The 25,443-nt window shown below is 68.6% G+C and carries 27 protein-coding genes and 4 pseudogenes; 15 read left to right on the forward strand and 16 right to left on the reverse strand.

Translation table 11 applies throughout. The annotated features are described in order from the left end of the window. Positions 1-54 precede the first annotated feature (54 nt). Positions 55-750 (reverse strand): alpha/beta hydrolase, encoded by a 696-nt coding sequence (locus ITI46_RS07820; protein WP_209238696.1) that lies wholly within the window; start codon positions 748-750, stop codon positions 55-57. Positions 751-1,073: 323 nt separating this feature from the next. Between ITI46_RS07820 and ITI46_RS07825 the strand changes: the two genes are divergently transcribed. Further along, a complete protein-coding gene (locus tag ITI46_RS07825) occupies positions 1,074-1,565 on the forward strand; it encodes a GNAT family N-acetyltransferase (protein ID WP_209238697.1) in 492 nt (163 codons plus the stop codon). A 1-nt stretch (position 1,566) separates the two neighbouring features. Here the strand turns inward: ITI46_RS07825 and ITI46_RS07830 are convergent, their stop codons facing one another. The 3 genes and pseudogenes from ITI46_RS07830 to ITI46_RS36005 all read right to left on the reverse strand — a co-directional run bounded on the left by ITI46_RS07830 (position 1,567) and on the right by ITI46_RS36005 (position 3,275). Further along, the gene (locus ITI46_RS07830; protein ID WP_209238698.1) at positions 1,567-1,716 is read right to left on the reverse strand and encodes a hypothetical protein; all 150 of its coding nucleotides are present in this window, start codon (positions 1,714-1,716) and stop codon (positions 1,567-1,569) included. A gap of 163 nt (positions 1,717-1,879) precedes the next feature. After that, positions 1,880-2,455 (reverse strand): hypothetical protein, encoded by a 576-nt coding sequence (locus ITI46_RS34655; protein WP_247745632.1) that lies wholly within the window; start codon positions 2,453-2,455, stop codon positions 1,880-1,882. Next, positions 2,452-3,275 (reverse strand): annotated as a pseudogene (locus ITI46_RS36005) (DNA-processing protein DprA). The gene ITI46_RS34655 and the pseudogene ITI46_RS36005 overlap by 4 nt, the downstream one beginning before the upstream one ends. A gap of 373 nt (positions 3,276-3,648) precedes the next feature. On the opposite strand from ITI46_RS36005, the gene ITI46_RS07845 reads away from it, so the two are divergent. Genes ITI46_RS07845 through ITI46_RS07860 form a run of 4 tightly spaced genes read left to right on the forward strand, consistent with a single transcriptional unit; the run spans position 3,649 to position 7,231 of the window. Then, positions 3,649-4,551: an ABC transporter ATP-binding protein gene (locus ITI46_RS07845; RefSeq protein ID WP_209238699.1), complete on the forward strand. Its 903-nt coding sequence runs from the start codon at positions 3,649-3,651 to the stop codon at positions 4,549-4,551. Continuing rightward, positions 4,548-5,327 carry an ABC transporter permease gene (locus ITI46_RS07850; protein WP_209238700.1) on the forward strand — a complete coding sequence of 260 codons (780 nt, stop codon included), beginning with the start codon at positions 4,548-4,550 and terminating at the stop codon, positions 5,325-5,327. Before ITI46_RS07845 ends, ITI46_RS07850 begins: the two co-directional genes overlap by 4 nt. Positions 5,328-5,331: 4 nt before the next feature. Then, positions 5,332-6,597, forward strand: a complete 1,266-nt coding sequence (locus tag ITI46_RS07855) for a sensor histidine kinase (protein WP_209238701.1) — start codon at positions 5,332-5,334, stop codon at positions 6,595-6,597. Beyond that, complete coding sequence (locus tag ITI46_RS07860) at positions 6,590-7,231, forward strand: response regulator (RefSeq protein WP_209238702.1); 642 nt, start codon at positions 6,590-6,592, stop codon at positions 7,229-7,231. Before ITI46_RS07855 ends, ITI46_RS07860 begins: the two co-directional genes overlap by 8 nt. A 427-nt stretch (positions 7,232-7,658) precedes the next feature. Here ITI46_RS07860 and ITI46_RS35435 read toward each other — a convergent pair whose 3' ends face one another. Further along, complete coding sequence (locus tag ITI46_RS35435; protein ID WP_280634736.1) at positions 7,659-7,787, reverse strand: hypothetical protein; 129 nt, start codon at positions 7,785-7,787, stop codon at positions 7,659-7,661. Between the two features lie 642 nt (positions 7,788-8,429). Here ITI46_RS35435 and ITI46_RS07865 point away from each other — a divergent pair. Next, positions 8,430-8,753, forward strand: coding sequence for a hypothetical protein (locus ITI46_RS07865; protein WP_209238703.1), 324 nt, complete (start codon positions 8,430-8,432; stop codon positions 8,751-8,753). A 515-nt stretch (positions 8,754-9,268) separates the two neighbouring features. Here ITI46_RS07865 and ITI46_RS07870 read toward each other — a convergent pair. Further along, on the reverse strand, positions 9,269-9,730 hold the full coding sequence (locus ITI46_RS07870; RefSeq protein ID WP_209238704.1) for an Lrp/AsnC family transcriptional regulator: 462 nt from the start codon (positions 9,728-9,730) through the stop codon (positions 9,269-9,271). A 63-nt stretch (positions 9,731-9,793) separates the two neighbouring features. Here ITI46_RS07870 and ITI46_RS07875 point away from each other — a divergent pair, with 63 nt between their 5' ends. The 5 genes from ITI46_RS07875 (at position 9,794) to ITI46_RS07895 (ending at position 13,916) form a co-directional block, all read left to right on the forward strand. Then, a complete protein-coding gene (locus tag ITI46_RS07875) occupies positions 9,794-10,543 on the forward strand; it encodes an AzlC family ABC transporter permease (protein ID WP_209238705.1) in 750 nt (249 codons plus the stop codon). Continuing rightward, positions 10,536-10,865: a branched-chain amino acid transporter permease gene (locus ITI46_RS07880; RefSeq protein ID WP_209238706.1), complete on the forward strand. Its 330-nt coding sequence runs from the start codon at positions 10,536-10,538 to the stop codon at positions 10,863-10,865. The genes ITI46_RS07875 and ITI46_RS07880 overlap by 8 nt, the downstream gene beginning before the upstream one ends. 457 nt (positions 10,866-11,322) lie before the next feature. Then, on the forward strand, positions 11,323-12,537 hold the full coding sequence (locus ITI46_RS07885; RefSeq protein WP_209238707.1) for a glycosyltransferase: 1,215 nt from the start codon (positions 11,323-11,325) through the stop codon (positions 12,535-12,537). 602 nt (positions 12,538-13,139) lie between these two features. Further along, positions 13,140-13,577 (forward strand): hypothetical protein, encoded by a 438-nt coding sequence (locus tag ITI46_RS07890; protein WP_247745634.1) that lies wholly within the window; start codon positions 13,140-13,142, stop codon positions 13,575-13,577. A gap of 150 nt (positions 13,578-13,727) precedes the next feature. Beyond that, complete coding sequence (locus tag ITI46_RS07895) at positions 13,728-13,916, forward strand: hypothetical protein (RefSeq protein ID WP_209238709.1); 189 nt, start codon at positions 13,728-13,730, stop codon at positions 13,914-13,916. A gap of 719 nt (positions 13,917-14,635) precedes the next feature. On the opposite strand, the pseudogene ITI46_RS07900 reads toward ITI46_RS07895, so the two are convergent. Next, positions 14,636-15,039: pseudogene (locus ITI46_RS07900) on the reverse strand (IS5 family transposase); the annotation flags it as partial. Positions 15,040-15,173: 134 nt separating this feature from the next. Between ITI46_RS07900 and ITI46_RS07905 the strand changes: the two are divergent. Beyond that, positions 15,174-16,001 (forward strand): annotated as a pseudogene (locus ITI46_RS07905) (HARBI1 family protein). Positions 16,002-16,044: 43 nt separating this feature from the next. Here the strand turns inward: ITI46_RS07905 and ITI46_RS07910 are convergent. Further along, positions 16,045-16,457, reverse strand: a pseudogene (locus ITI46_RS07910) (transposase); the annotation flags it as partial. A gap of 297 nt (positions 16,458-16,754) precedes the next feature. Here ITI46_RS07910 and ITI46_RS07915 point away from each other — a divergent pair. Next, entirely contained in the window at positions 16,755-17,120 is a 366-nt protein-coding gene (locus ITI46_RS07915; protein WP_209238710.1) for an LppU/SCO3897 family protein, read from the forward strand. Positions 17,121-17,682: 562 nt separating this feature from the next. Here ITI46_RS07915 and ITI46_RS34670 read toward each other — a convergent pair. Next, complete coding sequence (locus ITI46_RS34670) at positions 17,683-18,033, reverse strand: hypothetical protein (protein ID WP_247745635.1); 351 nt, start codon at positions 18,031-18,033, stop codon at positions 17,683-17,685. Between the two features lie 1,298 nt (positions 18,034-19,331). Between ITI46_RS34670 and ITI46_RS07925 the strand changes: the two genes are divergently transcribed. Then, a complete protein-coding gene (locus tag ITI46_RS07925; protein ID WP_209238711.1) occupies positions 19,332-19,736 on the forward strand; it encodes a hypothetical protein in 405 nt (134 codons plus the stop codon). A 492-nt stretch (positions 19,737-20,228) separates the two neighbouring features. Here ITI46_RS07925 and ITI46_RS07930 read toward each other — a convergent pair whose 3' ends face one another. Together ITI46_RS07930 and ITI46_RS07935 are read right to left on the reverse strand one after the other, a co-directional pair. After that, positions 20,229-20,546, reverse strand: coding sequence for a hypothetical protein (locus ITI46_RS07930; RefSeq protein ID WP_209238712.1), 318 nt, complete (start codon positions 20,544-20,546; stop codon positions 20,229-20,231). Positions 20,547-20,703: 157 nt separating this feature from the next. Next, positions 20,704-21,294 carry a TetR/AcrR family transcriptional regulator gene (locus ITI46_RS07935; protein WP_247745636.1) on the reverse strand — a complete coding sequence of 197 codons (591 nt, stop codon included), beginning with the start codon at positions 21,292-21,294 and terminating at the stop codon, positions 20,704-20,706. 75 nt (positions 21,295-21,369) lie between these two features. Between ITI46_RS07935 and ITI46_RS07940 the strand changes: the two genes are divergently transcribed. Beyond that, entirely contained in the window at positions 21,370-21,696 is a 327-nt protein-coding gene (locus tag ITI46_RS07940) for a rhodanese-like domain-containing protein (protein ID WP_209238714.1), read from the forward strand. A 193-nt stretch (positions 21,697-21,889) separates the two neighbouring features. Here the strand turns inward: ITI46_RS07940 and ITI46_RS07945 are convergent, their stop codons facing one another. The 5 genes from ITI46_RS07945 to ITI46_RS07965 all read right to left on the reverse strand — a co-directional run bounded on the left by ITI46_RS07945 (position 21,890) and on the right by ITI46_RS07965 (position 25,418). After that, positions 21,890-22,735, reverse strand: coding sequence for a methyltransferase domain-containing protein (locus ITI46_RS07945; RefSeq protein ID WP_209238715.1), 846 nt, complete (start codon positions 22,733-22,735; stop codon positions 21,890-21,892). 158 nt (positions 22,736-22,893) lie between these two features. After that, positions 22,894-23,148, reverse strand: coding sequence for a hypothetical protein (locus ITI46_RS07950; protein ID WP_247745641.1), 255 nt, complete (start codon positions 23,146-23,148; stop codon positions 22,894-22,896). Between the two features lie 218 nt (positions 23,149-23,366). Beyond that, entirely contained in the window at positions 23,367-23,912 is a 546-nt protein-coding gene (locus tag ITI46_RS07955; RefSeq protein ID WP_247745637.1) for a zinc finger domain-containing protein, read from the reverse strand. Between the two features lie 146 nt (positions 23,913-24,058). Next, entirely contained in the window at positions 24,059-24,622 is a 564-nt protein-coding gene (locus tag ITI46_RS07960) for an AAA family ATPase (RefSeq protein ID WP_209238718.1), read from the reverse strand. Then, on the reverse strand, positions 24,615-25,418 hold the full coding sequence (locus ITI46_RS07965) for a DUF6042 family protein (RefSeq protein WP_209238719.1): 804 nt from the start codon (positions 25,416-25,418) through the stop codon (positions 24,615-24,617). The genes ITI46_RS07960 and ITI46_RS07965 overlap by 8 nt, the downstream gene beginning before the upstream one ends. Between the last annotated feature and the right edge of the window lie 25 nt (positions 25,419-25,443).

A 25,443-nucleotide genomic window follows, 5' to 3' on the forward strand; every position in this document is an offset into this window, starting at 1 on the left:
GCTCGACGGCCTCTTGGTCCTCGGATTGCCGACTCGGCTCGTCCGCGGCCGCCGTCACAGGCTCAGCAGCAGGTCCCTGACCGCGTCGGGCTGGGACAGGAACGGGTGGTGGCCGGCGTCGAGTTCGACGACACTGTCGGCTCGGCGGGCGAACTCGCGCTGTAGCCGCGGCGGGGTGCCCCGGTCCTGGGCGCAGACGAGGTACGTGGAGGGCAGCTGCTGCCATGCGGCCGCCCCGACCGGCTGGCCGGTCACGTGCACGCTCTGCCGGGCGAGGTGGTCCGCCGCCTGTGCCTGGACCTCGGGGTCGCAGTCCTGCAGGAAGGTGTCCACGAGCAGCTCGGGGCGGACCCCGAAGGTGCCGGCGTCGGGATCGACGTCGAGGAACGGGGCGGGGCCGCCGTCCCCGAACTCCGACAGGCTCTGCCCGACCTCGGGCAGGTAGCTGGAGACCAGCAGCAGGTGGCGTACCGAGGCGATTCCCGCGGCGGCTTCCGCGGTGATGATGCCGCCGTAGCTGTGGGCGACCACGACGGTCGGCTCGGCGCTGTCCTCCAGCACCTGCCGCACCGCGGCGACATCCTCGGGCAGCCCAGGTCCGCCGATGCCACCGGGCAGGCCCACTTCGCCGCAGCTCGGTAGCGCGGGGGCCACGCTCGGCACTCCTCGCTCCTGCAGCAGCTCGGCGGTGCGGTGCCACCACCACGACCCGTCCCGCACGCACGCCCCGTGCACGAACACGACCCTCATCGCCGCTTCCTATCCCCAGAGCACCAGTCCCTGATTGGACCACATGGGACCTCTTGGTGCAGAGAAGCAGGCGCTGCGGACAGTGCGGCACAGACCGGTGCGCGGCTGGCCCCTTACGAACGCGCCACAGCGTCCGCCCTCAGATGGGCGAACAAGGCCCGCACTTCCTCGGGATCGTCACCGTCCGTGGTGAAGGAAAGGAGCGCCTGATCCTGAGCTCGGATGACCGCATGGTCGGCCGCGCGGCGTAGCCGGTCAAGTTGTGGCTGTCGGGTTTGGAAACTCGGTATCGCTGTCACCAGTGATCAGTTGAAGATGGTGGCATGGACGTGCAGAAGGTGACCTTGCGGAAAATGACGCCCTCGGAATACGAGGTGGCGACTGAGCATCGTGAAGCCGAGACGGCTCGTGAACTCGGCAAGTTGATGCCCCAAGAGCTGGCGCGAGAGCGGGCTCATCAGGGCACGGCTCAGTACCTTCCGGACGGGCTCGACACAGCTGGTCATCATCTCGTGGTGGCGGAGAACGGTTCAGGCGAGGTTGTGGGGACCGCATGGATTGGCCCGGATCCGCACCAAGCTTCTACGGGTACTGCTAGCTCAGCCTGGCTGTACGACCTCCATGTCTTCGCGCAGTTTCGGCGCCGCGGATACGGCTCCGCCATCCTCGCCGCTGCCGAGGAGCTCGTTGCCCACGAGGGCAAGACCTCGCTCAATTTGAACGTCCTTGGGGACAACGAGGGGGCCATTGCCATGTATCAACGCAATGGCTATGGAGTGTCGTCGATGTACCTATCCAAGAGTGTGCAGCGATAGATCACCCGGTGGGTGTCTCGGAGACGGGCTTCTTCTGGGTCAGCCGCCTGGCCATGAGGGCGATGAGTGCCCAGTTCATCGGCGATCCCACGCGCTCCTGGGTAGCGACCTCGGCGGCGCGTAGCGATCGGTGCAGCTCCAGCGGAGTCATCCACCCCAGGGGACGCGCGCGAGAACAAGCCCGCGGACGTCGGCGGCGCGGGTTACCCGGAGCCAGCGCGCGACGTGCTGGAGCTGAGATCCGCTGGTGAAGACGTCGCCGATGAGGAGGATGGTGGCCCCTTTGATGTCGCGGGGGAGGGCTCCGGTCCAGGTCAGGGCGGCGACATGGGCTGCGGCGGCCGCGCGCTCCTCGGCAAGGGTGCGGTGGACCGGACCGTCTCGGCGTGCTTCACCAGCCGGTGACCGCCTGACAGGCTGAGAGGAATGGCTCGGGTCACGTCTTCTGTGTAGGCGGCGTCCATGATCGCCTCGATGTGCTGGATGGGCTGACGACCGCAGTGGGTTGGGTTGCCGACGACGTAGCCGACACCGTGCATCGCCTCGGGGTGGCTTTCCATCCAGCCGACGAGGAGCCGGCCGAAGATCATCGCCCAGCCGGTCCTCCCGTCGTACTTCAGCTTGTGGATCTTGTCGCGCAGAGCTCCGGAGTACATGGCCACGGCGTCGACGCGGGAGAAGCCTCGCTCGTCTTCCGGCAGGGCGCACACCTGGTTGCTGCACGCCCTGCCGGGTGCGAGGGCCTGGGAACAGACCGGGCAGTGAGGCTCGGCGACGGGCTGGAGGGTGCGACCGGCGCAGTCGGAGCACAGGCGGGCGGTGCCGGTGATGCGGTAGGCGCATGCCGGGCAGTCGGGGAAGCCTGCCGGATCCGGGAGACCTGCCGTCACAGGCCGGCCAGGGCGAGCTGCTGGCGCTGCTGGCCGGCGGCCTGGATGTCCGCGGCCTGGCCGAGGCGGTCGGTGATGTCGCTGGAGGCGGTGACCAGGATCGCCGGGCCCTCGTCCAGCATCTTCTTGGCCCAGGGCTGGGTGTCGGCGAGGGAGCGGAGCAGGAAGACGAGCTTGCCGTGCTCGGCGGCCAGGCGGGCCTGCATCTTGGCGCCCGATGTGCTGGAGGCCTCGATGACGACACTGCCCAGGGTGGTGCCGGACGTGACGACGTTGCGGCGTGGGAAGGTGTACTTCGCTGGCGGGCTCGTGGGCCAGAACTGGCTCAGTAGAGCCCCGCCCGCGCCCAGGATGGCCTGTGCGAGCGGCCGGTTCTCCGCCGGGTAGATGGCGGCGGCGATGCCGGTTCCCATGACGGCGAACGTCCGGCCGCCAGCCGTGCGGGTGGCCTGATGGGCGGTGGCGTCGACGCCTTTCGCGAGGCCGCTTGCGATCACGACGTCGTGCTCGACGAGTTCGCGGGCCATTCGGGCCGCCCGGCGCAGCCCGCCTCAGAGGCCCGGCGGGTGCCGACGACTGCGATGGAGCGGGCGTCGCGCTCATCGAGTTCGCCGCGGTAGAAGAGGAACGGCGGCAGGTTGCCGATCACCCTGAGGTTGCCTGGGTAGTCGTCGTCGAGGACCGTGACCAGGCGTGTGCCGACCTTGCTGGCCGCGGCCAGCTCGTCGTCGATGCGGGCACGGGCGTCGTCCAGACCTGCGGCCAGAGCCTGCTGCAGCAGGGGCCGGTTCTTGGTCGCGGCACGCGAGTCCTCGCGCACCTGCCCGTTCCAGATCCGGACGTCCGGCGCCTGCCCTGCACCGAGCCCGCGGGCAAGTCCGTCATGGGTTCCCGGTAGTTCTCGCGGAAAAACAACGCTAAGCGGCTGATTCCCTGGTCAGGCTGTCTGTGGTGGCGCTCGGCGCGGTACGTACCGCAGAAGGGATTAACTCCGTCCCAACCGTGGCGAACCTGCGTGATACGGGCTTTCCCCAGTGGCGGGGGCTGTGGGTGACGACCTTTGCCACGGCACAGGGGTTCGGCAGCAGAACGTCGGGGCCCGACTTCGTGCGCCGCCATCAACCGATCGGCTGATGCGCATTCGAGCGAGAAGGCTGATATCCGGCCCTGCCTGGCCACTGCATGCTCGGCACATGCCCGTCATTGAAGTCAGCGACCTGCGCAAGTCCTATGGGGACAAGAAGGCGGTCGACGGCGTGTCCTTCGGCGTCGAGGATGGAGAGATTTTCGGGATCCTCGGCCCCAACGGTGCCGGCAAGACCACGACCGTCGAGTGCGTGGAGGGACTGCGGCGTCCCGACGGCGGCAGTGTCCGCGTCGCCGGGTACGACCCCGTCGCCGACCGGGACGCCGTCACCCGCATCCTGGGCGCGCAGCTCCAGGAAAGCGAGCTGCAGCCCAAGATCACCGCGGGTGAGGCGCTCGAGCTGTACGCCGCCTGCTATCCGGACCCCGCCGACTGGCGCGACCTCGCCGAGCGGCTCGGGCTCACCGAGAAGCTCGGCACCCGGTTCGCGAAGCTTTCCGGCGGCCAGAAGCAGCGCCTGTCCATCGCCCTGGCCCTGGTCGGCAACCCCCGCATCGTCGTGCTCGACGAGCTGACCACCGGCCTCGACCCGCGCGCCCGCCGCGACACCTGGCGGATCGTCGAGGACATCCGCGACCGCGGCGTCACCGTGCTGCTCGTCACGCACTTCATGGAGGAAGCGCAGCACCTGTGCGACCGGATCGCCCTGATCGACCAGGGCCGGATCACCGCGCTGGACACCCCGGCCGGGCTGATCGGGCGCACCGCGAGCAGTACGGCGATCTCGTTCATGCCGTCAGTCCCGCTGGAGACGCGGCTGCTGGCGGACCTGCCCGCCGTCGGGTCCGTGGCGGAGCAGGACGGCCGGATCGTGGCGCACGGCACCGACGAGACCGTCCACGCCCTGCTCTCGCTGCTCACCGGGCAGGGCGTCACCGCCCACCAACTCCGCATCACCGAGGCCAGCTTGGACGACGCCTACCTTGACCTGACGGGAACGGACCGATGACCAGCCTTGCCCCACGCAGCCGTACGACGCCCGTCAAGGGCGGCGCCACCGCCGTCCTCAAGGCCGAGGCCTGCCTTATGCTGCGCGAGCCCGCATCCCTGTTCTGGGTCCTGGCCTTCCCCACGATCCTGCTGTGCATCCTGGGCGCCATCCCCTCCAACCGGGAGCACGACGACGACCTCGGTGGCCTGCGCGTGGTGGACTTGTACGTCCCCGTCGCCATCCTGCTCTCCGTGATCATGGCCGGCATCCAGGCCATGCCTCCCGTACTCACCGGCTACCGCGAGCGCGGCGTCCTCCGCCGCATGTCCACCACCCCCTTGCGGCCCGGCGCCCTCGTCGGCGCGCAGATCGCGCTGCACGGCGCCGCCATCGCGGTCTCCGCGCTGCTCGCGCTCGCCGTGGGCCGGATCGCGTTCGGCGTGGCGCTGCCCCGCCAGCTCTTCGGCTATCTCGTGGCGCTCGCGCTCGTCACCCTGGCCACGCTGGCGCTCGGCGCGACCGTCTCCGCCGTCTGCCGCACCACCAAAGTCACGCAAGCGGTGGGCTCGGCCGTGTTCTTCCCGGCGATGTTCACCGCCGGCGTCTGGCTGCCGGTCGCGGCCATGCCCGACATCCTCCAGCGCATCGTGCCCGTGACGCCGCTGGGCGCCGCCGCGCAGGCCCTCGACGAGGCGGCTGCGGGAGAATGGCCGAGCTGGACGCACCTGGGGGTCACGGCGCTGTGGGCGGTGCTGCTGATCGGTGCGGCCCGGCGCTGGTTCAAATGGGAGTAGCACATTGGCGAGGACGGTCGAGGGGCTCTGGACGCAGTTCTTCCGCTACGGCCCGTACGCCCTGCTGGGTCTCGCCACGCTCCTCGGCGCCGTGGCCGTTCCCCAACTGATGACCCGGCAGGAGCTGTACATCGCGGGGATCCTGCTCCCGCCCGCGCTGGCCCTGCAGACATGGTGGTCCCGGGCCTTGCCGCGGCTGGCGGCGAGCCGGGCCGAACACCCGGTCGCCGCGGCCGCGGCGCTGCCCGAGGGGACCACCGCCGGCGGCGTGTACTTCGCGCTGCGCACGGTCATCGCCTTCGCCCTTACCTGGCTCAACCCCTTCTTCGCCCTCTACGCGTGCCTCGGCTACTTCGACGCCGGCGTCCTGCTGCGGCCGCGCGCCGCCCGGGTGGGACTGCTGGTGACAGCCGTCCCCCTGGCGGGCTCCCAGTCCGGCGGCCTGCCGCCCGCCGCCCCCGCGCAGTGGATCGCCTTTGCCGTGCTACTCGGTTTCAACGCGACGCTCGCCCTCGGCCTCAACCACCTTGGCGTCAAGGAGGCCCAGCGGGCCGAGGAGCGGGCCCGGACGATCGCCGCTCTGGAACAGGCCCTCGCCGAGAACTCCGCCCTGCACGACCAGCTCGTCATCCAGGCGCGGGAGGCCGGCGTCGCCGACGAACGCCGCCGCCTGGCCGCCGAGATCCACGACACGATCGCCCAGGGGCTGACCGGCATCATCGCCCAGCTCCAGGTGGTCGCCGCCACGCCCGACCCGGGTCAGGCACGCGAGCATCTGGACCGTGCCCAGTCGCTGGCCCGCCGTTCGCTCGGGGAGGCCCGGCGCTCCGTGCACAACCTCGCCCCCGCCGCCCTGGAGCACGACACGCTCCCGGAGGCGCTGAAGAAGACCGTCGCCGAGTGGTCCGAGCGCACCGGCGTCCCAGCCCGGTTCACCGCCACCGGCACGGCGGAGCCGCTCCACGAAGAAGTGGCGGCGACGCTCCTGCGGATCGCCCAGGAGGCCCTCGCAAATACGGCCAAGCACGCCGCCGCCGACCGCGTCGGCGTCACGCTCTCGTACATGGGTGACGAGATCACCCTGGACGTACGGGACGACGGACGCGGCTTCGACCAGCCGGCCGCAGCGCCTCGCTCCGGCAGCGGCGGCTTCGGCCTCGACGGGATGCGCGCCCGCGCCGCGCGCATCGCCGGCAGCGTCGCGGTCGAGTCAGAGCCCGGCCAAGGCACCGCGATCAGCGCCCGGGTACCGTTGGTGCACCATGACTGACCGCACCATCAGCCTGCTGATCGTCGACGACCACCCGGTCGTCCGCGACGGCCTGCGCGGCATGCTCGCCTCCGAGCCGGGCTTCGACGTGCTCGGCGAGGCAGCCGGAGGCGTCGAGGGAGTCGAACTCGCCCTGCGCCTCGACCCGGATGTCGTCCTGATGGACCTGCGCATGCCCGCGGGCAGCGGCGTGGAGGCGATCACCGAACTCACCCGGCGCGGCGTCCGCGCCAAGGTACTCGTCCTCACCACGTACGACACCGACGCCGACACCATCCCCGCGATCGAGGCCGGCGCCACCGGCTACCTCCTCAAAGACGCGCCCCGCGACGAGCTGTTCACCGCCGTCCGCGCGGCCGCCGCGGGCCGCACGGTCCTGTCGCCCGCCGTCGCATCCCGCCTCGTCTCCGTAGTCAGAAAGCCAGCGGCACCAGCGAACGAGGCACTCTCGGCCCGCGAGCACGAGGTGCTCGAACTGGTCGCCAGGGGCACGTCCAACCGCGAGATCGCCCGGGAACTCTTCATCAGCGAGGCAACGGTCAAGACCCACCTGACCCACTTGTACGGCAAGTTGGGAGTCAAAGACCGGGCGGCCGCGGTCGCGGCGGCGTACGACTGCGGCATCTTGGGCTGAGCCTGAATCCTCCACGCCGCAGACGTGTGCACTGGCATCCTCCGCAATGCCCCGTTCCCCGGGGCCTCCACCTGGGCCCCGGGTCGGATCCCCGCCTGTCGTGCCATCGTTTGCCGACAGCATTATCACATTGGAAGACCTGGGTGAGAATCTGCCCGACCCCGGCTGGAGCAGCTTCACCCGAGCCCGCTGGCATTGGCGGGCGTTATGCGAGCACTGGCACTGCCACCACCGCACTGAGAAGTGACGCCATCGGCTTCGACGTACAGTTCGGCCCGCCGCTCTCCGCAGCTGCAGCCTCCCCCCGGGAACTGCTTGAGCTGTTCGGATGAGCGGCGATCTCAACTCGGGCCAAGCACAATTCTTCGACCATGTACTCGCCTTACCGCGCGGGCATCCCGGCCGTGCTCCCATGGGCCGGTCTTCTTCACACCAACTGGTGCGCCGCCAGGAAGTCGACGCCGCGCTCGCCCAGCTCGGCCGCGCACCGCAACCCGCGCGTACGGAACCGGCCCAGATCCCGCCGCATGCCCCGCACCGCCGTGACGGCGCGCATCCGCACGCCACCGGTCTTCGCGGTGTCCAGAATGTGGGCTTCGTGAGCGGTCGGGGACGTAAGCGGGCACGTCCTGGCCCATCCGCTGCGGGCCGATGTCGAGCTCGGAGCGGTCCGCTCTGGTGACGAGTTGGAAGCGCTGGCGTTCGCGGCGTACTCGCCACGGAACCGTGCGGGGCTTCGCCTGCACGAGGGCCTCGCCGCCGTGCGAACGGATGCGCCTGGGTCGAGAGAAGCGGTGCCGCGTACCGGGTGGTTGCGGTGAGGGCTTCCAGACGTCTGCGGTCCGCTTACCGGCTCAGGAATGAGCCGCAGGACCGGCAATGTTGGCGCTCAGTGCGATTGTCCACCATTGCCGCCGGTGGAAACCTGACGCTCATGCAAACCAGGACTGGGGCTCTAGTGATGATCTCGGCAGTGCTCGCGGTTGGAGCTTGCTCAGGCGAGGACAACAAGCCCGACCCTGAGCCCTCGGCCACACCGCGCACGAAGGCACCCGCAAGCTCGCCGAGTGCAGGTCCGAAAGTGCGGTACAAAGACGCGCCCCTCACGCTGACCCATCAAGACGGGGCTCTCCGATGTCACTCCACCAGCGCCTCCTTTGACAGCAGCTCTCCCGAAATCTTGAAGGGAGGATTCGCCATGGAATCGGAACCGGACGTGTCACTTGAACCGTGCGGGAGCAATGACAAACCCGCGGTGGACTTCTCGCCCACATCTACCGATCTGGCATTCCGGGCCACCGACCAGCGGGACGGCCCCAGTTGCAACGCCACCATGAAGAGCGGACGCGCTCAGGACATCAATCAATCCCTCCCGCTCGCCAAGCTCGCGGTTGGGGACAAATTCTGCATCACCCACCCCTACGACCAGACCGAGCGTGTCGAGCTACTACGCGTGCAAGACATTTCACCAGAGGACGCGAAGGTGACCTTCACAGTAAATGCCTGGAAGGAGAAGGAATAGCCCTGGTTCCCGGTAAGGGCTCCGCGATTCGCGGGGAAGCCCTCGGCCGACTGCCGGGGGCATGAAGACGGAGCGGTAGGGCCTTTGTGCCGCAGTCAGGCCAGTGGGCCGGGTTCGTGCCCTCGTCGGCCTGTCCGACATCAGCACGATGGCCAGACCGTTCCCGCCGGGCGGGGCAAGACGAGCAGCGCCCAGTTGTCGGATCTGGTGACCAAGGGCGCGCGCGGCACACTGTGGAGTGCGATCCGGAACGGCACTGCGGTCCGCACCGCTCCGGGCCAAGGGGGTCTCCAGCGGTCCCGGAGCGGTTCCTGTCACGCTCGTTTCGCCCAGCGATGTCACCGACCTCACCGAGTTCAGGAGCCGGCTGCGAGCGTGCGCGGATCTCTGCAAGGCCACACCGCAGCCGCTCCAGTGGGAGTTCACCGCCCGCCGCCTCCGGCCTGGGCGGTCTGCCGCAGGCTCGACCGGCACATCACCGATCACCAGGAAGAAACCGACCGCCAAGGCACCGATCATTGCTCGGTGGCCTTGATCTTCTTCATGGTCAGGTGGGATTCGAGGCGCAGGACGGCGGGCAGGCCGCTGAGCTTCTCGGTGAGGAACGCTTCGTAGGCGGCGTGGTCGGCGACCGCGACGCGGATGAAGTAGTCAGGGCGCCCGTACATGCGGCGGAATTCGATGACCTCCTCGTAGGAGGCCACGGTGTCCTCGAACTCCTGGAAACTCTTACGGTCCTGGGCGTAGATCTCGACGTCGATCAGGACCTCCAGGCCGCGGCCCAGGGCCTGGGGGTTGATGACGGCCCGGTACCCAGTGATGACGCCGGCCTCTTCCAGTCGCTTGACCCGGCGCAGGCACGGCGGCGGGGTCAGGCCGACCCGCCTCGCCAACTCGACGTTGGTCAGCCGACCGTCCTGACGAAGGTGAAACAGAATTTCGCGATCAACGGTATCGAGAGTGGCATCATTGCTCATACCTTGATCATAGGGCGGGAGATGGCAACCATATGAGGCGGAATTGTTTCTAACATTTCCCTCATGGACACAACGCCTGTCGTCGCTGAGGGCCGGCCTCGGCCCGTACCCATCCCTCCGCCCCCGACACGGTCCGAGGCGCGCGCGGCGTTGAAGGACTCCGCCGGCGTGGGGCTGGGATTTCTTCCGCTCGGTCTCGCCTTCGGGGCGCTGGTGACGCAGTCGGGCCTGGACTGGTGGTGGGCAGGGCTGTCCGCGGCGCTCATCTTCGGCGGATCGTTCGAGTTTCTGCTCATCGGCATGGTCACCGCCTCCGCCCCGCTCGCGGCGATCGCGGTCTCCGCGCTCCTGGTGAACGTCCGGCACGTCTTCTACGCGTTGTCCTTCCCCCTGCACCGCGTGAGCGGCCATCTCGGCAAGGCGTACAGCACGTACACGATGTGCGACGAGGTGTACGCGCTGGCCACCGGCCAGCAATCCCGCACCTGGTCCAGCCGCCGCATCCTGTGGCTGCAGTTCCTCCTGCACCTGTACTGGGCAGGCAGCTCGACCGCCGGAGCTCTGCTCGGCTCCCTTATCCCCCACTACGTCACCGGCCTGGACTTCGCTCTGACCGCCCTGTTCACCGTCCTGGCCCTCGATGCCGTCCGAAATCTGCGCGGCGACGTCCTCACCCCCGTCCTGGCCGTGCTCAGCGCCCTGGCCGCCCGTCTCCTCTTCCCCGGCCAGATACTCCTGGCCGCCTTCACCCTGTTCACCGCCGCCCTCCTGGCCCGCCGCCTCACCACCTCCCGAAAGCCCCGCCATGCCTGACACCGGCTACGCCATCGCCGCCGTACTCGTCACCGCCGCCGTCACCTGGGGCCTGCGCGCCCTGCCCTTCGCCGCCCTCATACCCTTGCGCGAAAGCAGCACCGTCCAGTACCTCAGCACCCGCATGCCCGCCGGCGTCATGGTGATCCTAGTCGTCTACTGCCTGCACGACCTGCCGGTGACCGAAGCCCGCGCCGCGGCCCCGCTCGTGGCCCTCGCCGTCACCCTCGGCCTGCACCTGTGGCGCCGCAACGCACTGCTGAGCATCTTCAGCGGCACCGCCACCCACGTGGTCCTGGCCAGCACGGTCTTCACCCACTGACGGGCGCATCGCCGGGATCAGTACGGGCCGACATGTTCAGCCGCGGCAAGGCGGGCGCTCGGGACGACCTCGCCGTGTCGCTCGGCATTCTGCCGGCGGCGAAGTCGGCGTGGGCCTGAGCGACGGCTTGGGGTACGCCTCCCGCTCGGGTCGGGCAACAGCGGCGTCCCCAGCCGTGGTCCGGCACGGCGGCCGGCCCACGGCCCGCCCCAGACGGCTCCGAAGTGTCGCCTGGCAACTGTCTTGACCGCGTGCCCGGCCGGGCCCTGCGGAACGATACCGGCGAAGAGTGACGCGGCGTGCTCATCATCTGCTGCCGCGTTCGTTTCCTTCGAGGCGGGTTCTGATGAAGACAGCGACATTTGCGCGCAGGCCCAACGGGGCGAAAAGCTCGGCGAGGTGGTCGACCGCGCCGGCGGTTGGCACTGGGCGAACATCTGCGGTGGATAATCGCCGTATGAGGATTTTGATCGTCACTGCCGGTTCACGTGGGGACGTTGCTCCGTTCACGGGTCTGGGCCGACGGTTATTGGATGCCGGGCACGAGGTTGCGGTGGCCGCCCACCCTCCGTTCGCGACGCTGGTCCAGGCGTGCGGTCTCGACTACCGCCCGCTGCCGGGAGACCCGCAGGAGCTCATCCGCTCCAGGGGCCGGGCGGCATCTCCGGAGGAGGCCCGGACGGTGATGACAGCGTTTCTGGACGGACTCGCCGATGGAGTGGCCGAGGCCGTGGCGGGGGGAACCGACCTGCTGCTCACTGCTTTCGGCCCGTCGCCGCTCAGCCAGGCGGCAGGGGGCGCGTTCGGCATCCCCGTCCTCGGCACGTATCTCGCACCCGCCTTCCCTACCAGGGAGTTCCCGCTACCGGGCGCCCCGCGCGACGACGACCCGGGAGCGGACGGCAATTTCGCAGCCGGCCAATCAGTGCTCTGGCAGGGAGAAGCGCTCTCCGCAGAGGCTGCGACCCGGCTGCGCGATCGCCTCGGCCTGCGCGCCGGAACGCCGTCGGCACCGCTCGGTCACAGTGGGCCGGTCTTCCATGGCTTCAGTCCGCTCGTGGTACCGCGCCCGGCGGACTGGCCGTCACAGGTCGACGTGGCAGGCTACTGGTGGCCGGCTCGCCCGCAGGGCTGGCAGCCTCCAGCCGAACTGGTCGACTTCCTCCATGCCGGTCCGGCTCCGGTGTTCATCGGCTTCGGCAGCATGGCGCCAGGAGAGGGCGAACGGCTCAGCGAGTTGGCGGTCGCCGCGGCGAAGCGAGCGGGTGTGCGCGCGATAGTGCAGGCGGGGTGGGCCGGAATGAGCGGAGCGGCTGACGACGTCCTTGCCATTGGCGACCTGCCCCACGACTGGCTCTTCCCCCGCACAGCCGCCGTCGTCCACCATGCCGGAGCCGGCACCACCGGAGCCGGATTGCTGGCAGGGGTCCCCGCCGTGCCGGTCCCGGTGATGGCCGACCAGCCGTTCTGGGCGGCACGTCTGAACCAGCTCGGTGTCGCCCCTCAGCCGTTGCCGTTCCCTGACCTCACCGCCGACAACCTTGCCGCCGCCATCACGGCTGCCCTGGTCGAGCCGGTCCGCCACCGCGCGGCCGACATCGCGCGGCGCATGGCAGCAGAGGACGGCGCCGGCGCCGTTCTTTCCCTCATCGGCGAAGAATTCGGCGACTGACCTACAGGGCTCCTCACGGTGGGCTTGGCGGGGGGGGCCGGCTGTCCGCTTCTGCGGGACGTCCTGCGGGTGATGCGGCGGGTCATCAGCGTGATGGCGACGATCGTGATGTGGAGAGCCCTGGTGACGGTGAGCCTGTAGTGGGACTTCACATGCACCCACGCCTTGGCGTACGTGCAGTGGTAGGCCAGGCGCGGCGGCATCCACTCCTCGGACGCCTTGTCGCCCTTGGAGCGGTTGCTGACGGCGGAGACGGCCAGCAGCTGAGGGCGGCCCATGTCGTTGTGGAACTGCTTGCGCTTATCCGGGGTCCATGTGTGGGTGCTGGAGAACGCTTAGTCAGCCGCAGTACGGGCTGCGCCAGTTTGTGGGCCTGGAGTCTGACGGCATGCATTCCTGCGTGAGTCCGCAGACTGACGCGGGTCCCACTCCAGGGCGGATGTGGCGGACGACGGTGCGTGACAACCTCCGAGATCGGTACAACCCAGCACCCAGGAGGCTGTTTCGTGTCCACCAGCGCGCTGCCACCCGCCCCCTCGCCTCTGGTGACCGCGTCGCCTGTCCCACTGTGGGCCCGGCGCGCTGCCGCCGCGACCCTATGGATGTCTCTGCCTTCCGCCCTGTGGCGTCTCGCTGTGGTGCTCGATGTCCCGCTCGGTCTCGGAGAGGCCGAGTACGACGCGATGCAGATACCTGGATGGGGCTATCTGGTCATTCCGCTGCTGTCGGCGTTCCAGGAGGCACTTGCCTGGCTGACCATGGGTCTGGTCCGGCCGTGGGGCGAGGTGTGGCCTCGTTGGATACCAGGGCTGCGAGGACGCCGCGTCCCCGTGCTTGCCGCCGTTGTTCCCGCGGCGCTGGGTTCCCTCGCCTGTACGGCCTACGGCGTGCTCTTCGTCTGGACGACGCTGCACGCCGACATGGAGATCACGGCCTGGGGGGAGTGGCTCATGAATATCTGCTATATCCCGCTGGCGGCATGGGGACCTCTGCTGGGCATCGTCACCATCCACTACTACCGGCGCCGCGCCCAGGGCTGATCGCCAGGACCATTCCGGTGGGCCTGGTGATCAGTCAGGGGCGCCGCGCCGTGCCCTGCTCCCGTGTGCTGCGCACCACCGGCTCCAGTTGGGTCCCGGTGCGGTCGGTGAGAACGTAGCGGACCCCAGGTCGGCCAACCGGGAGTGCGGGTGGCGTTCGATGACGCCGTCAACGTCTCGCCGGTGCCGGGGCCACAGGTCACCTTTGAAGGTGACGTCCCAGAGGTCGCCTTCAAAGGAGAGGGCCTTCAGGCGGCCGGCAGGGCCATGTCCCAGTCGGTCGTGGTGCGGGGCGTTCGTGTAGGCGTCGGGGGCGAGTGGCGCTGGGATGCGGGGTAGGAGCCAGCCCTCTTACGGAGTGTCTGCGCTCGTACGATGCACCATCGGCTGCAGTAGTCACGCAGTGGCGGCACAGCCCCCGACAGGGGCTGCGTGCACAGGCGGCGGTGTCCGTGCGCGAGGACCGTCTACAGCTGGGCGAGGAGCCGTTGAGAAGTTCGGACAGGAGGTGGCGCACCGCAGGGCGGTGAGGTCGCGGCAGCATGTTCCGAGGAGGTCGAGGAAGTCTTCGACGGGCCGGCTGGCGAGGACGCCGGAGCGGATGAGGTGGAGGCCGAGGGTTGTCGATGCGGTACCGGCCGGTGGTGTCGAGCAGGAGGTAGCCCAGGAGCTGTCAGGCTGCGTGGATGGGCGCGGCGTTGAGACTCGCTGAAACGGCCACCCCCGCTCACCACATGGTCGAGCATCCCGGCCCGCTGGCTTGAAGGTATGGGCCGCATAAGACCGTGCTGACGATGGATGGAACGATTTCCAGTGCGTTCCTGGAAGGCACCTGAATCTGGGTACCGTGCCCGCAAGCTGCTGGTGTCTCGCTGCGCCGATTCTGGTACTCATCCGTGGCTTATCGCCCGTGCAACAGGACCTTGCGTCCGCGAAGCGGAGGACTTCCCGCGTGGAGTCGGGGCAGACCGCCGCATCGGACAGTCGTCAGGTTTCCCCTACATGCTGCGGTACGTCACGAACAGGAACCAGGGCACCGGTATCAACGCCCTAAGACGTCATTTCATTTGGAGTCGTCGGTGAAAGATGAGGGTTGAGGCTATGGCGGTGAAGGCGAGGAAGTGCTCGGGCTTGCGTTCGTAGCGGCGGTGAGTCGGCGGCAGCCCGATAGCCAGGAGACTGTGCGCTCAACGACCCAGCGGTGTCGGCCCAGCCGTTGCGTGGACTCGGTGCCTTTGCGGGCCAGACGGTGGCAGATACCGCGGGCGGTTGGCCATCGTCGCAGGTGGCGGTAGTCGTAGCCCTTGTCGCCGTGGAGCTTGCCGGGCTTGCGGCGGCGAGGCCCGCGGCGGGATCGGATTGGCGGGATCCCGCGCACGAGCGGGATCAGCGCCTGGCTGTCGTGGAGGTTGGCGGCGGAGATCCCGATCGAGACAGGGAGGCCGTTGCGGTCCACAATGAGGTCTTCTCGGCAACGTGAGTTGCGCTACGTGACGTGCCGTCAGTGCGCCCGGTGGAGGGTGACCTGACGGCACAAACGCGAGAAGCCCCTGGTAGGAACTGGTCTGCCGTCACGCTCCCGGCAAGAGGCTTCATGTGTTGACGAGTATCACCTACACCGCCGTGCTCGATGTCAGCAGGGCCACCGCCGAGCACCTCGCGAAGCTGCTCGGCGAACACCGCGAGCGACTCGGCACCCGCAAGGGCACCCGGGCACTGGGCCCCTTCAAGCAGGCGGTGCTGGTGCTGCGCTGGTTCATCGACGGTACGCGCCTGGTCCAACTCGCCCGGGACAACGGCATATCGGCCCCGACCGCGTACCGCTACCTGCACGAGGGGCTGACCGTGCTCGCCGACCACGCACCCGACCTGTCCACCGCGCTGGAGCGTGCGGCGGCGGCCGGGTACACCCACCTCAACCTGGACGGCACGGTCATCCGCACCGACCGCGTGGCCGCCGCCGGCCCCAACGGCGCGGACCTGTGGTGATCCGGGAAACACCAGCACCACGGCGGGAACGTGCAGGTCATCGCCGCCCCGGACGGCTGGCCGATCTGGGTCTCCCCGGTCCGCCCCGGACGCGAGCACGACACCACCTGCGCCCGCACGCACGGCCTGGTCGACGCGCTGAACCGGCTCGCCGCCACCTGGGGCATCCCCACGCTCACCGATCTCGGCTACCAGAACGCCGGGCCGGGCATCCGCCATCCGGTCAAAAAGCCCAAGGGCGCCGAACTCACCGAAGACCAACGGACCTTCAACGCCGTCATCCGCGGCATCCATGGCGTCGCGGAACGCGCCAACGCCCTGCTCAAGGTGACCTTCAAGGCTCTGCGCCGGGTCAGCCTCGACCCCACCGCGATCACCCGCATCGCCCGCGCCGCCCTCGTCCTGCTCCAGCTCGAACACGGCCGAACCACCTGAAAGAAGATCACCAACCGTGACGAGCCGTTACCGAGAAGAGCTCAATGAGGTGGGTTTTCGATCCGCTCTTGCCACGGTCGGTCGGATTCGGTCCCGTCAGCTGCCCCCTTTGAGAGCCCGGACGCTGACCGAGTCGATCGCGCATCGCGACCAGTCCAGCTCTCCGCGGGAGCCGAGTTCGTCCAGGACCAGACGGTGCCGCTTCGCCCACACCCGCGCCTGGGACCACTCGGTGAACCGGCGGAACGCGGTCACGCCCGACAGGCCAAAGCCGGGCGGCAGTTGATTCCACGTGCATCCCGAGGTAGCCACGAAGATGATTGCGGCCAGCACCTCCCGGTCCCCGCGCCGGCGTCGGCCACCGCCCTGCGGGCGTTCCGGCGCCGGCGGCACCACACGCTCGAACAGCTCCCACAGGCCGTCCGGCACCATCCGCTCAACAAGAGAGGCAGTCACCACCCCAGACTGCCGCAAGACCACACCAAACGAAATGGCCACTCAGGAGGCGCTCATGCAGGTTGAGCCCGATATGTAGCTCTCGTCCTTGCCCTGCTCCGTGGCTTTCATCCCGCAGCCGGCGAATGACCTTCTCCCCAAGCGAGGACATCACACTCCTGGAGCGCCGTCCCATCGGCCTGCCGAGCTGAGGCGTTGGGGAAAGCCGGTGTATGCCCGTGTTAATCTCTCCAACTCCCTTCCACAGACGGCCAGTAGGCGATACCTGTGGATCAACTTCCCCCAAGGAGCGTTCAGTTGCGTGCAACCACTCAAGGCCCGAATCCCTCTCCGCAGATGAGTCGTGGGCGTGCCATAGGCTGCCTGGCCGTTGTCATTCTTGGTTTTGGTGCTCTGTTTGTCTTGGCCTGGAACGACTTCATGGGTTCCCCGGACAGGGCCGAGAAGGGGGATTGCGTGAAGAAGGAGGGCTCGGACTCGATCGAGGTTGTGGCGTGCGACTCGTCCGACGCCGAGTTCCGGGTGTCCGAACGGATCGACAAGAGCGTCACCGTCGATATCGCTGCCCAGGCCGCATGCTCGAAGAAGACGGATGACTTTACGAGCGTCTACTCCAAGTCCGAAGGAGATGACGGCTTCGTCCTCTGTCTGGCACGCAAGTGACCAGGCTTCGGCCGCAGGCCCAGCCCCTCGGCTGAGCACCTCGGCGCTGCTGCGGAACCGTACGCCGTTCGCCGTGAGGGTGCGCCACACGAGCCCGCGCGGGATAGGCTCTTCGTCTTCGGGCGCCCAGATCAGCTCGAGCGATCAGCGGCTCGCCGGGTTTCGAAAAGTGCCGTCGACGGTTGCTGACTGTGCGCTGGTTACGCTCCCGCAGCGGCGCGTTGTCGCAGGTGACTGCTGGCGACGTTCCGGTTCAATGTGTAGCATGCACGAATAACTGATCGTCCGCGATTAGTCAAACCCGCAGGTCAGGTGGGGTGGACCCGTTTTCGGGTCCACCCTGTTGGGTTCCGGTCGCTGGTTGGTCGCTGGTGAACCTGAGGCAGCGCCGCCCGCCGCCGCGCCACCCCATCACAACGGGTGGGCCCCCCGGGGGACACAGGCGGTCGGCCGCTGGCGGGGCCAAGTGCGCTGTGATGGCCCGTTTCCCCGGCCAGCAGCCCTCAGAACCGTCCGTGGCGCGTTCGCAAGCCTTCTCCATGGCGCCATTGCAGGCACCGGTTCAGCCACCCGTCGGTGCGTCCCTCTCTCCGGCCGCCGCTGGGCGCGGCAGCCGGGGGGTGGGCCAGGCCCGGTTCCACCGCCAGGCCGTCCACGCCGCGGTGTCGGCGAAGGGGCCGGTGCGCTCGGTGAGCATCGCGAGGGCCTGGTCGCGGGCGGCGTCCACGGCCTGGTGCTCGGTGTCGGTGACGATGCCGAGCCGCCGTACGTGCGCGTACTCGCAGAGTAAGCCCGGGGCGCGGTGGCAAGGTCGCCCCTGCTCCGTTTCCCCGGACTTCTCTCCGAACCCGCCGTGCGCCTCTCGGCGCAACGGGCTCTCCGCGGCATCTACCGTCAGGCCGGTTGTGTCCATGGGTCGCACATCAAGGTGGTCTCGATGTCGAGACATCGGTTGTGCTGACAGGCGCCGATGACGATCGGGGACTGCCGGCATCCACATCCGCTCATGACCGGACTCCTGGAGAAGGTTGGCGGCCCGGGAGGGCCGCGTTCAGTTGGTTGCGAGGATTGACAGCCGCGGCGTCACCGGCTGTGGGACTGTCGGCGCAATTGCCGCAGATGTGCGGATGTGCCCGGCCATGGGGGAGGGGCAGGCAGGACTGACGTCATGCATGGATGTGCACGGGGCGATGCCTGCGCGGGGAACCACTGGGCAGCGGCGGTCAACGCCGAAGGAAGCAGGCGATTCCCGCGGAGAGTCTCACGGCAAGGCAGGGCCCCTGGGGCTCCGCGCTACGGCTGGTAAGGCGCGGCGGGTGATGGGCGTCTGCGGCTGTGCTCGCGCACGCAGGCAACGGATGCCAGAGAAGACGTGCAGCCGGCCCGGATTCCGGACATCGACCGGCTCATGCGCGCCGGCATCCCAGAAGCGGCCGACTCGTACTCTCACCCGCGTGATGCCCTGGTACTGCTCCAGCCGGGGGCTGCCTACCCCCACCAGTCATGTCGCAGATTCTCAATCGAGGTGACCGCAAGGGGAAGTTGGGACACCACCCTGTCGTGACCAGACGACTGTCACTATCGATTCACGAATTCAGACCAGATGCCCGAGGTCTCGGTCATCACCATGGCAATGCCTCCTTCAGATCTGCTGCTCGGCAAACCTGCATTGGGTGCTTGCGACATGGGCGGATCTCAAGCTTGCTCACATTGAATTTTATTCCCGCAACTGATTGTAGTGGTATCTGAGAGAGGGGCGGGATACTGCATTCGGGTGAACGGCACTCGGTCGTCCAGCAGGACCGTCTCGGCCTTGAAGACCGCGCGGGCCGCTCGAAGGAGGACTGGCGCGCGTTCTGTGAGTGGTCGCGGCCTGCAGCCAGCGGGCGTCGTCCCAGGTAGGTGCGGCTTCCCGGAGGCCGGGGGCGATGCGGATAGAGGCGTGGGTCGACCAGAGAGACCGGCACCTCCCCCGGGGCGGGGCGGGCCTGGCCAGGACGGTCGTAGAGGGCCGCAGCGGTCGGCGAACGCGACGCTGGCCCAGGGGGCCGTCGGCCCGGGCTGCGGCCGGTTTCGGGATGCTGTACCGGCTGGGCCCCACCGAGGCACACCGAGCCTGGTGGTCGGGGTGGCGGCGATCACGTCCACCGCATTGATGTTCAATGTCACGGCCCAGCTCGGCGACAAAGGACTCTGACAAAGGGAGGACACATGAAGAGGGTTGGGCGCGCGCTGATCGCGGTTCCTGCTGCGATACTCATCACCTTGGGGACGGCGACTGTGGCAGCGGCCGCGAGCGGCACCCCGAGTGGCGCGCCTCCGTCGAGCGTGGAGTGCGTATCGGCATCCGGTGCAAAGGCGTGTTTCGTCGCGAATGGGGACCAGGTCTACGTCAAGGACACGAAGGCGAACGGCGACTCGGCCACAGGCACACTCAAGTCGAGACTTCCCGCGAAGTGGGGCCGCGAGTGCTTCAACAACCGTGGCGCCACCGCCGGCTGGGTGAAGTGCAGCTTCGACGTGCCGGAACACCAGTATGCCGATCTGTGGGCCGTCAACAAGCCCTTCATCGGCAGTCAGGCGTCCACTGAGGTCTACACCAGCCCCATCATCTGAGTCGCGCCCGGCCGACTGGCCGGGACGGAAAGGCCGGCGGGCGGCCGCGCCCGGCTTCATCCTGCCGGGCGCGGCGAAGACGATGAAGCGGTTGTTATGCAACTCAGCCCCGGCCTTCGGGGCGCTGTCCCAGTTGTTGATGACCACGTCGGCGTGTCCGTCGCCGTTGATGTCGTCCCGGTTGACCGGGCCGCGGTCCCGTTCGGAGTGGGCCGGCGGCGCGTCCTCGCCGCCGCCCGAACAGCCCGTGAGCATCAGGGCGGCCACGCAGAGAAGGGCCGGGACGGCGGCAAGGCAGTGGGGGAAGCTGCATGTGACAAAAGCCTGCCGTTGCGGCGCTTACGGGCCAGCAACGGCAGGGTCAATATCGCGGCTCAATCGAGATGAGCGCTTCAGTTGGCGAGTCCCGCCAAGGGCAGCGCCCAGTCTCAGCCGTACCGGCTGCCACTGATGATCAATCCCCGGCCGCAGTTGCCCGCGCCGACGCGCTGCTCAGCTCTCGTCCGGATCCTTGCCGACCAGGGCAGTCAGCAGCCCCACGATCTGGGCCTGATTACGGTCGATCTTGTCGTTCAGCCCGCGCACCTCTTCGGCGAGCTGGTCCACCTTCTCAGCCAGACCGCTCACCTTCTGAGCCAGGTTCCCCACCTGGAGCCGTACCGCCGTCAGATCAGACTTGACGATCCCGAACTCACGTTCCGTCGTCTCATGCCCCTGCTCAAAGCGACGAGTCAGAACAGCGAGCTCACTCTGCGCGATGGGGTCATCGGCCACGCTGGGCACTCCTGCCGGATCGAAATCAGCGGTCATCAGGCGCTCCACACTATCGCGCCGGCCGAGCGCCGTACTCCCCCATTCGACCCAGCAGCCCGTCGAAGACCGCCCCACCCGACGGCGGTCACCCCTCGAGATGAGGGCGACATAGAAGTCGCGCGGATAGGTGTGGGTTCACGACTCGGCCCTTGCTCTACGGGCTGGAGGGTCGCATCGCCGAGCGGGCGAGGCGCATGAGGCCGACTCGGATCCGTTGTTCGCCGAGTTCGGGCAGGAGGGCGGCCACGTGTTCGGCGGCCAGCGCGGCGAGCAGGGCGTGAGCGGTGTATTCGGGGTCGGGTGTGGTGCCCAGCAGGATCGCTGTGTGGCGGTGCCAGAACCGGTAGGCCCCGATCCGGTACCGCGCGCCGACCGCGGCGGTCTCCGAGGTACGAATGAGAGCCAGGTTCTCCAGCAGGTAGTCGACATAGGCGTTGACGAACGCGGTGAGCCGCTCCTCGGCGGCGGCTCCGGGGCCGAGCGGTGGCGGTCCATTCAAGATCGCCTCTTGCAGTACGCGTTCCCGGGCGTCAAGGAGTGCGGCGGCCAGCCCGGACTTATCGCCGAAGCGGCGGTACAGGGTGCCTTTGCCGACACCGGCGGCCTCGGCCACCTGGTCCATGGAGACCGCTTCCACCCCGTGCTCGGCGAACAGCCGCGCGGCCGCCTCCAGCACGGCGGCACGGTTGCGTGCCGAGCGCGCTTGCTCCCTTGGCGGCGGAGTGCGCAGGAGTTCCAGCCGCATTGCAGAATCGGACTGCGGTCCGTTATTGTCGTGAGCCACAACCGGACTATAGTCCGATTCTTGAAAGGCAGGGGCATGACCGCACTCATCACACGAGACGAGCTGAAGGCAGCCATAGACGCGGGCAGCGTGACCGTCGTCGACACTCTGGGCGGCGAGTACTACGCCAAGCAGCACCTTCCTGGCGCACTCGAACTGGTCTTGGCCGACGTGGAGGCCCAGGCATCCGCCCTGCTCCCCGACCGCGACGCAGCGGTCGTCACCTACTGCTCCAACCCGGCGTGCCCCAACAGTGGACAGGTCGCCGACCGGCTCACCGCTCTCGGATACACCAACGTCCGCAAGTACCGTGAGGGCATCCAGGACTGGGTGGATGCGGGCCTTCCCACCGAGTCCGCTTGACCCCACCCCCGGGGGGAGGGCAGCCCGAAAAGCCCTGCCCTCCCCCGGCGCAGTCACGCATCCATGCACCATGCCGCGTCGACAAGCCGTCGAGCACCCCAGTGAGGCACACACAGCGTGGACGGCATGGGCCGAGTTCGAAGCAGTCTGTCAACGGCCTCCGTCCATGAGCACACGCCTATCTGCGCGGCCTCTAAACGGTCGCTCGTGTTGTCGCGACCGCTTCCTTCAGCGTCCAGCGAGGGCCGGTGTCCGGGTTCCGCGCCCAGGCGTACTGGTCGTGTTCAGTGACGGTCAGCCCGTACTCGTACAGGTCCGGGGACCCGTTGGCCAGCCAGGTATCCCAGGCCTCGAGAAGTTCACCGGCCAGGCGGCGGGAGCCGCCTTCCCGCACCAGCAGCGTGCCGGACCCGGTGGCGGACAGCGACGCCCACGCGCGGCCGGTCTCGTCATGCAGCCAGGCGTTGCACTCGTCCGCGTCGACGGCGATGTGCAGCCGCAGCTCGGGCAAGGCGACGCGGAGCGCGAACTTCAGGTGCCAGTCCCGGTGCAGCGGCAGCAGATCACGCGCGAGGTGGTACTCGTGGGCGAGTTCGTGGCGTTCGCGCAGCTGCCGGAAATCGGGGCGATGCGCCGCGTGGGCGCGGGCGGGCATGAACTGCGCCAGGCCCCGTACGTGTCCGCTGGCGGTCCGGCCGTCGTCGGAGACGGTGAGCGCCACGTGCCCCAGACGGCCCCAGGGGGTGACGATCCGCCCGCCGGGCCGGGTCTGGACCACCCAAGCGAAGGGGATGGTCTCGACCGCATAGGTGGACAGGACCCGGTCGTACGGGCCCGAGCCTGGGCAGCCGGTCGCACCGTCGCCCCGGCACACCGACACCTGGGCCCCGGCCCGTGCGAGGGATTGCTCGGCGCCGACGGCGAGTTCGTCATCGAGCTCGACGCTGACCACGCACCCGGGCCCTGCCCGGTAGACGAGCAGGGCAGCGTTCCAGCCGGTTCCGATGCCCAGCTCCAGCACACGCAGCGTGGACGGCATGTCCGCCACCACGGCGGTGCACGAGAGACTCGAGACCGGAACACCACCGTGCAGGCGGGTGATGGCCGCGGTGTGCGGGTCGCCGTACACCAGCCCCGAGCTGGCATCGCACTGGTGTACGTGTAGGCCCTGGGATCTTGGGCCGCTCCCCCGGCGAACTACGTTGCAGCGGGGGCGGGATCGGTGAACGAAACCGGCTTGCCGGTGGCGTGGGCATAGTCGATTTCCCTGCTCGTGGACTCGCCGATGTACCCGCCCGGGTTGATGACCAGAACCCGGTCTGCCAGGTCGATCTTGCGCAGGTGGAGGGCGTCCAGGGCCTTCTTCTGCTTGTCGGTGATCAACTCGTCTGCTTCGCCTGGCGCGACAACAATGACCCCGGCCAGGGTCAGATCGCGATTCACCGCACGCATCTCGTCCACGAACCGGGTAGAGCCGCAGATGCAGACGATTTCAGGTCGGTCGGGCACAGCTCAGCCCTTCGCTCGAACGGAACACGCCGGCGTGCACGTTGGTACTGCAGTTGTGCAGTTGAACATCTCCTTGGCCCGCCGGCCGTCCGTGTTCCCCGGTCGCCCTGGCCAAGTGTTCGTTGCCCAGATCGCGGTCACGATGGGCGTTGACCGGCCGGTCAGCCGTCGGCTCGTTCCTTCTCGATCGCATTCATCCTGCGGACCATGTCGATCTGCGCGCGGATCATCGTGTCGAACAGGGCCTCCGGATCGCCGTCGGGTCCGGAGTTCGCAGCCAGCAGCGAGGCGACTTGGCTGGCGAGGACAGTGACCACGTCGGCCGTCCCCACCGGGCCGCGGACCTCGATCAGTTTGCGCACGGCGTCGTCGATGCGGTCCATGGCCTCCTCGCCCTGGAGGAACAACCCGAGCCGGTCGGCGAGGAACATCCGGACGACCGCCACACCGTCAGCCAGGGCGGTGTCCACGTTGTAGTCGGCGCGGGCCTTCTCCGACTCCTTGAGCACGGCCGGAATCGTGTACGTCCGCTGCTCCGGAATGAGGCCCTCCTTTCGCCACTTCGCGTACGGGACAGGGCCGACGGCGTCACGGCGTGCACGGTGTTCGTTGGTCGGACGGCCGCCCGCGGTGCGGCAGGCCCGCCCTGCGGCTGCCTTGCAGGTCGGGCATTCGACACGGCGCATCCACGAGCGCACGAGATCCATCTCGGCATCGGAGCGGAGGTGACGTCGCCACTCGCCGCCCCACGGGATGCTCTGCGATCCGTTCTCCACGCCCATTGCCCCCTGGGTCCGGTGGTGTGTGCCGTCGTCGGTGCCGTGATGATGACCGTACCTGCGGTGGCGCCCCCTCAGCGGTCGATCGGGAGAATGCCGTCCAGGCCGCTCTCGGAGAGGATCTTTTGGACCGTGTCGTCCAGGGTGCTGGCCGCGTCGATAACGGTCTCCAGGCCGTTGGGGAGCATGTCCTTCTCTCGGTACCAGTCGCGTAGGTGACCCTCGTTGACGTGCGCGAGGTACTCGGCGTCCGGTTTCGTCGCGTGCCGGAGCACTGTCTCCTCGAAGGGCACGTGGAGGTAGTAGCACCGTGTGACGCCCTGGTGGGCGCGCACCAGGTCCTGGAGCATCGTGCCGTAGCGGTCGGCGTACAGGATGCCTTCGACGACGACGTGGAAGCCGTGGTCCAGGGCGTAGCGGGCCGTGAGGTCGATCAGGCCGATGTTGGCGCCGCCGGGCCGGTCGCGTTCGCGCAGCAAGTTCCGGCGGAGGTTGTCCTGGGCGACGATGGCGAGGTTGCGCCCGAACTTTTCGCGCAGGCCGGCCGCGACGGACGACTTGCCCGAGGCGCTGTTGCCTCGGAGCACGATCAGGCGCGTGTCGCTGGTCCCCACGGTGCCGTGCGCGGCCTCAGTCACCGCGGCTGACGTGGATGCGGTTCTCGTGGAAGTGCTCCCAGTCCATGACCGGACGGAAGCGGCGGTGGGCCTCCAGGCGCTCCGCGTCGGCCGGCTCCTCGCCGCGCCGGACAGGGGCGTCGCCGGATTTCACGAGTTCCGAGAGAGCGAGCCGGACGTCGTCGACGTCCTGGCCTGTGGCTGCCGCAAGCCGGTCCAGGGAGGTGAGGGTCTCTGTCGGTTCACCCAGATCGTCGACCAAGTGGTCGATGAGGGTGTCGAGGAGCGGGCCGGTGCGCATCGTCCAGCGGATCCCGTCGAGGCGCTCGGTGAGTTCGGGGTCCAAGGGCAGCAGGTCGCCGGGCAGCGGCAGCGCGGCGGGCATCGACCACCGGGTGCCGTCCGGCGTCTCCTCGCGGCGGGCCAGGCCCCACGTCAAGTAGAGCTCGGACAGGTCCCGCACGGTGGTGGGCACCGGGAAGCCGGCTGTCGTCAGCATGGCGCTGAACTGCTCCCAGCGGGCGGCCTCGCATGCCTCGCGGCCCTCCGGCGCGGCCTCGTAGTCCCATTCCTCATCCGGCCAGGAGAAGGTGAGGGGACCGTCGAGGTCACCGCCGATCATGTCCCAGTGCCCGCCGAAGATCTCGTGCACCAGGTCCTCCAGGGAGCCGGTGAAACCGGGCTGGCACGCCGTCCCGATCAGCATGGTCAGCGGAAAGCCCTGACGGGGCAGGACGTGCTCCCAGCCCGACACCCACCAGTCGCTGTGCATGGCCATGTCCCGGCGCGGCCCGGGGACAGACGCCTTCTCAGCCATCGTCAGCTCTTCCCCGAAAACACCT

This window comes from Streptomyces oryzae (assembly GCF_017676365.1).
GTDB classification, from domain to species: Bacteria; Actinomycetota; Actinomycetes; order Streptomycetales; family Streptomycetaceae; genus Streptomyces; species Streptomyces oryzae.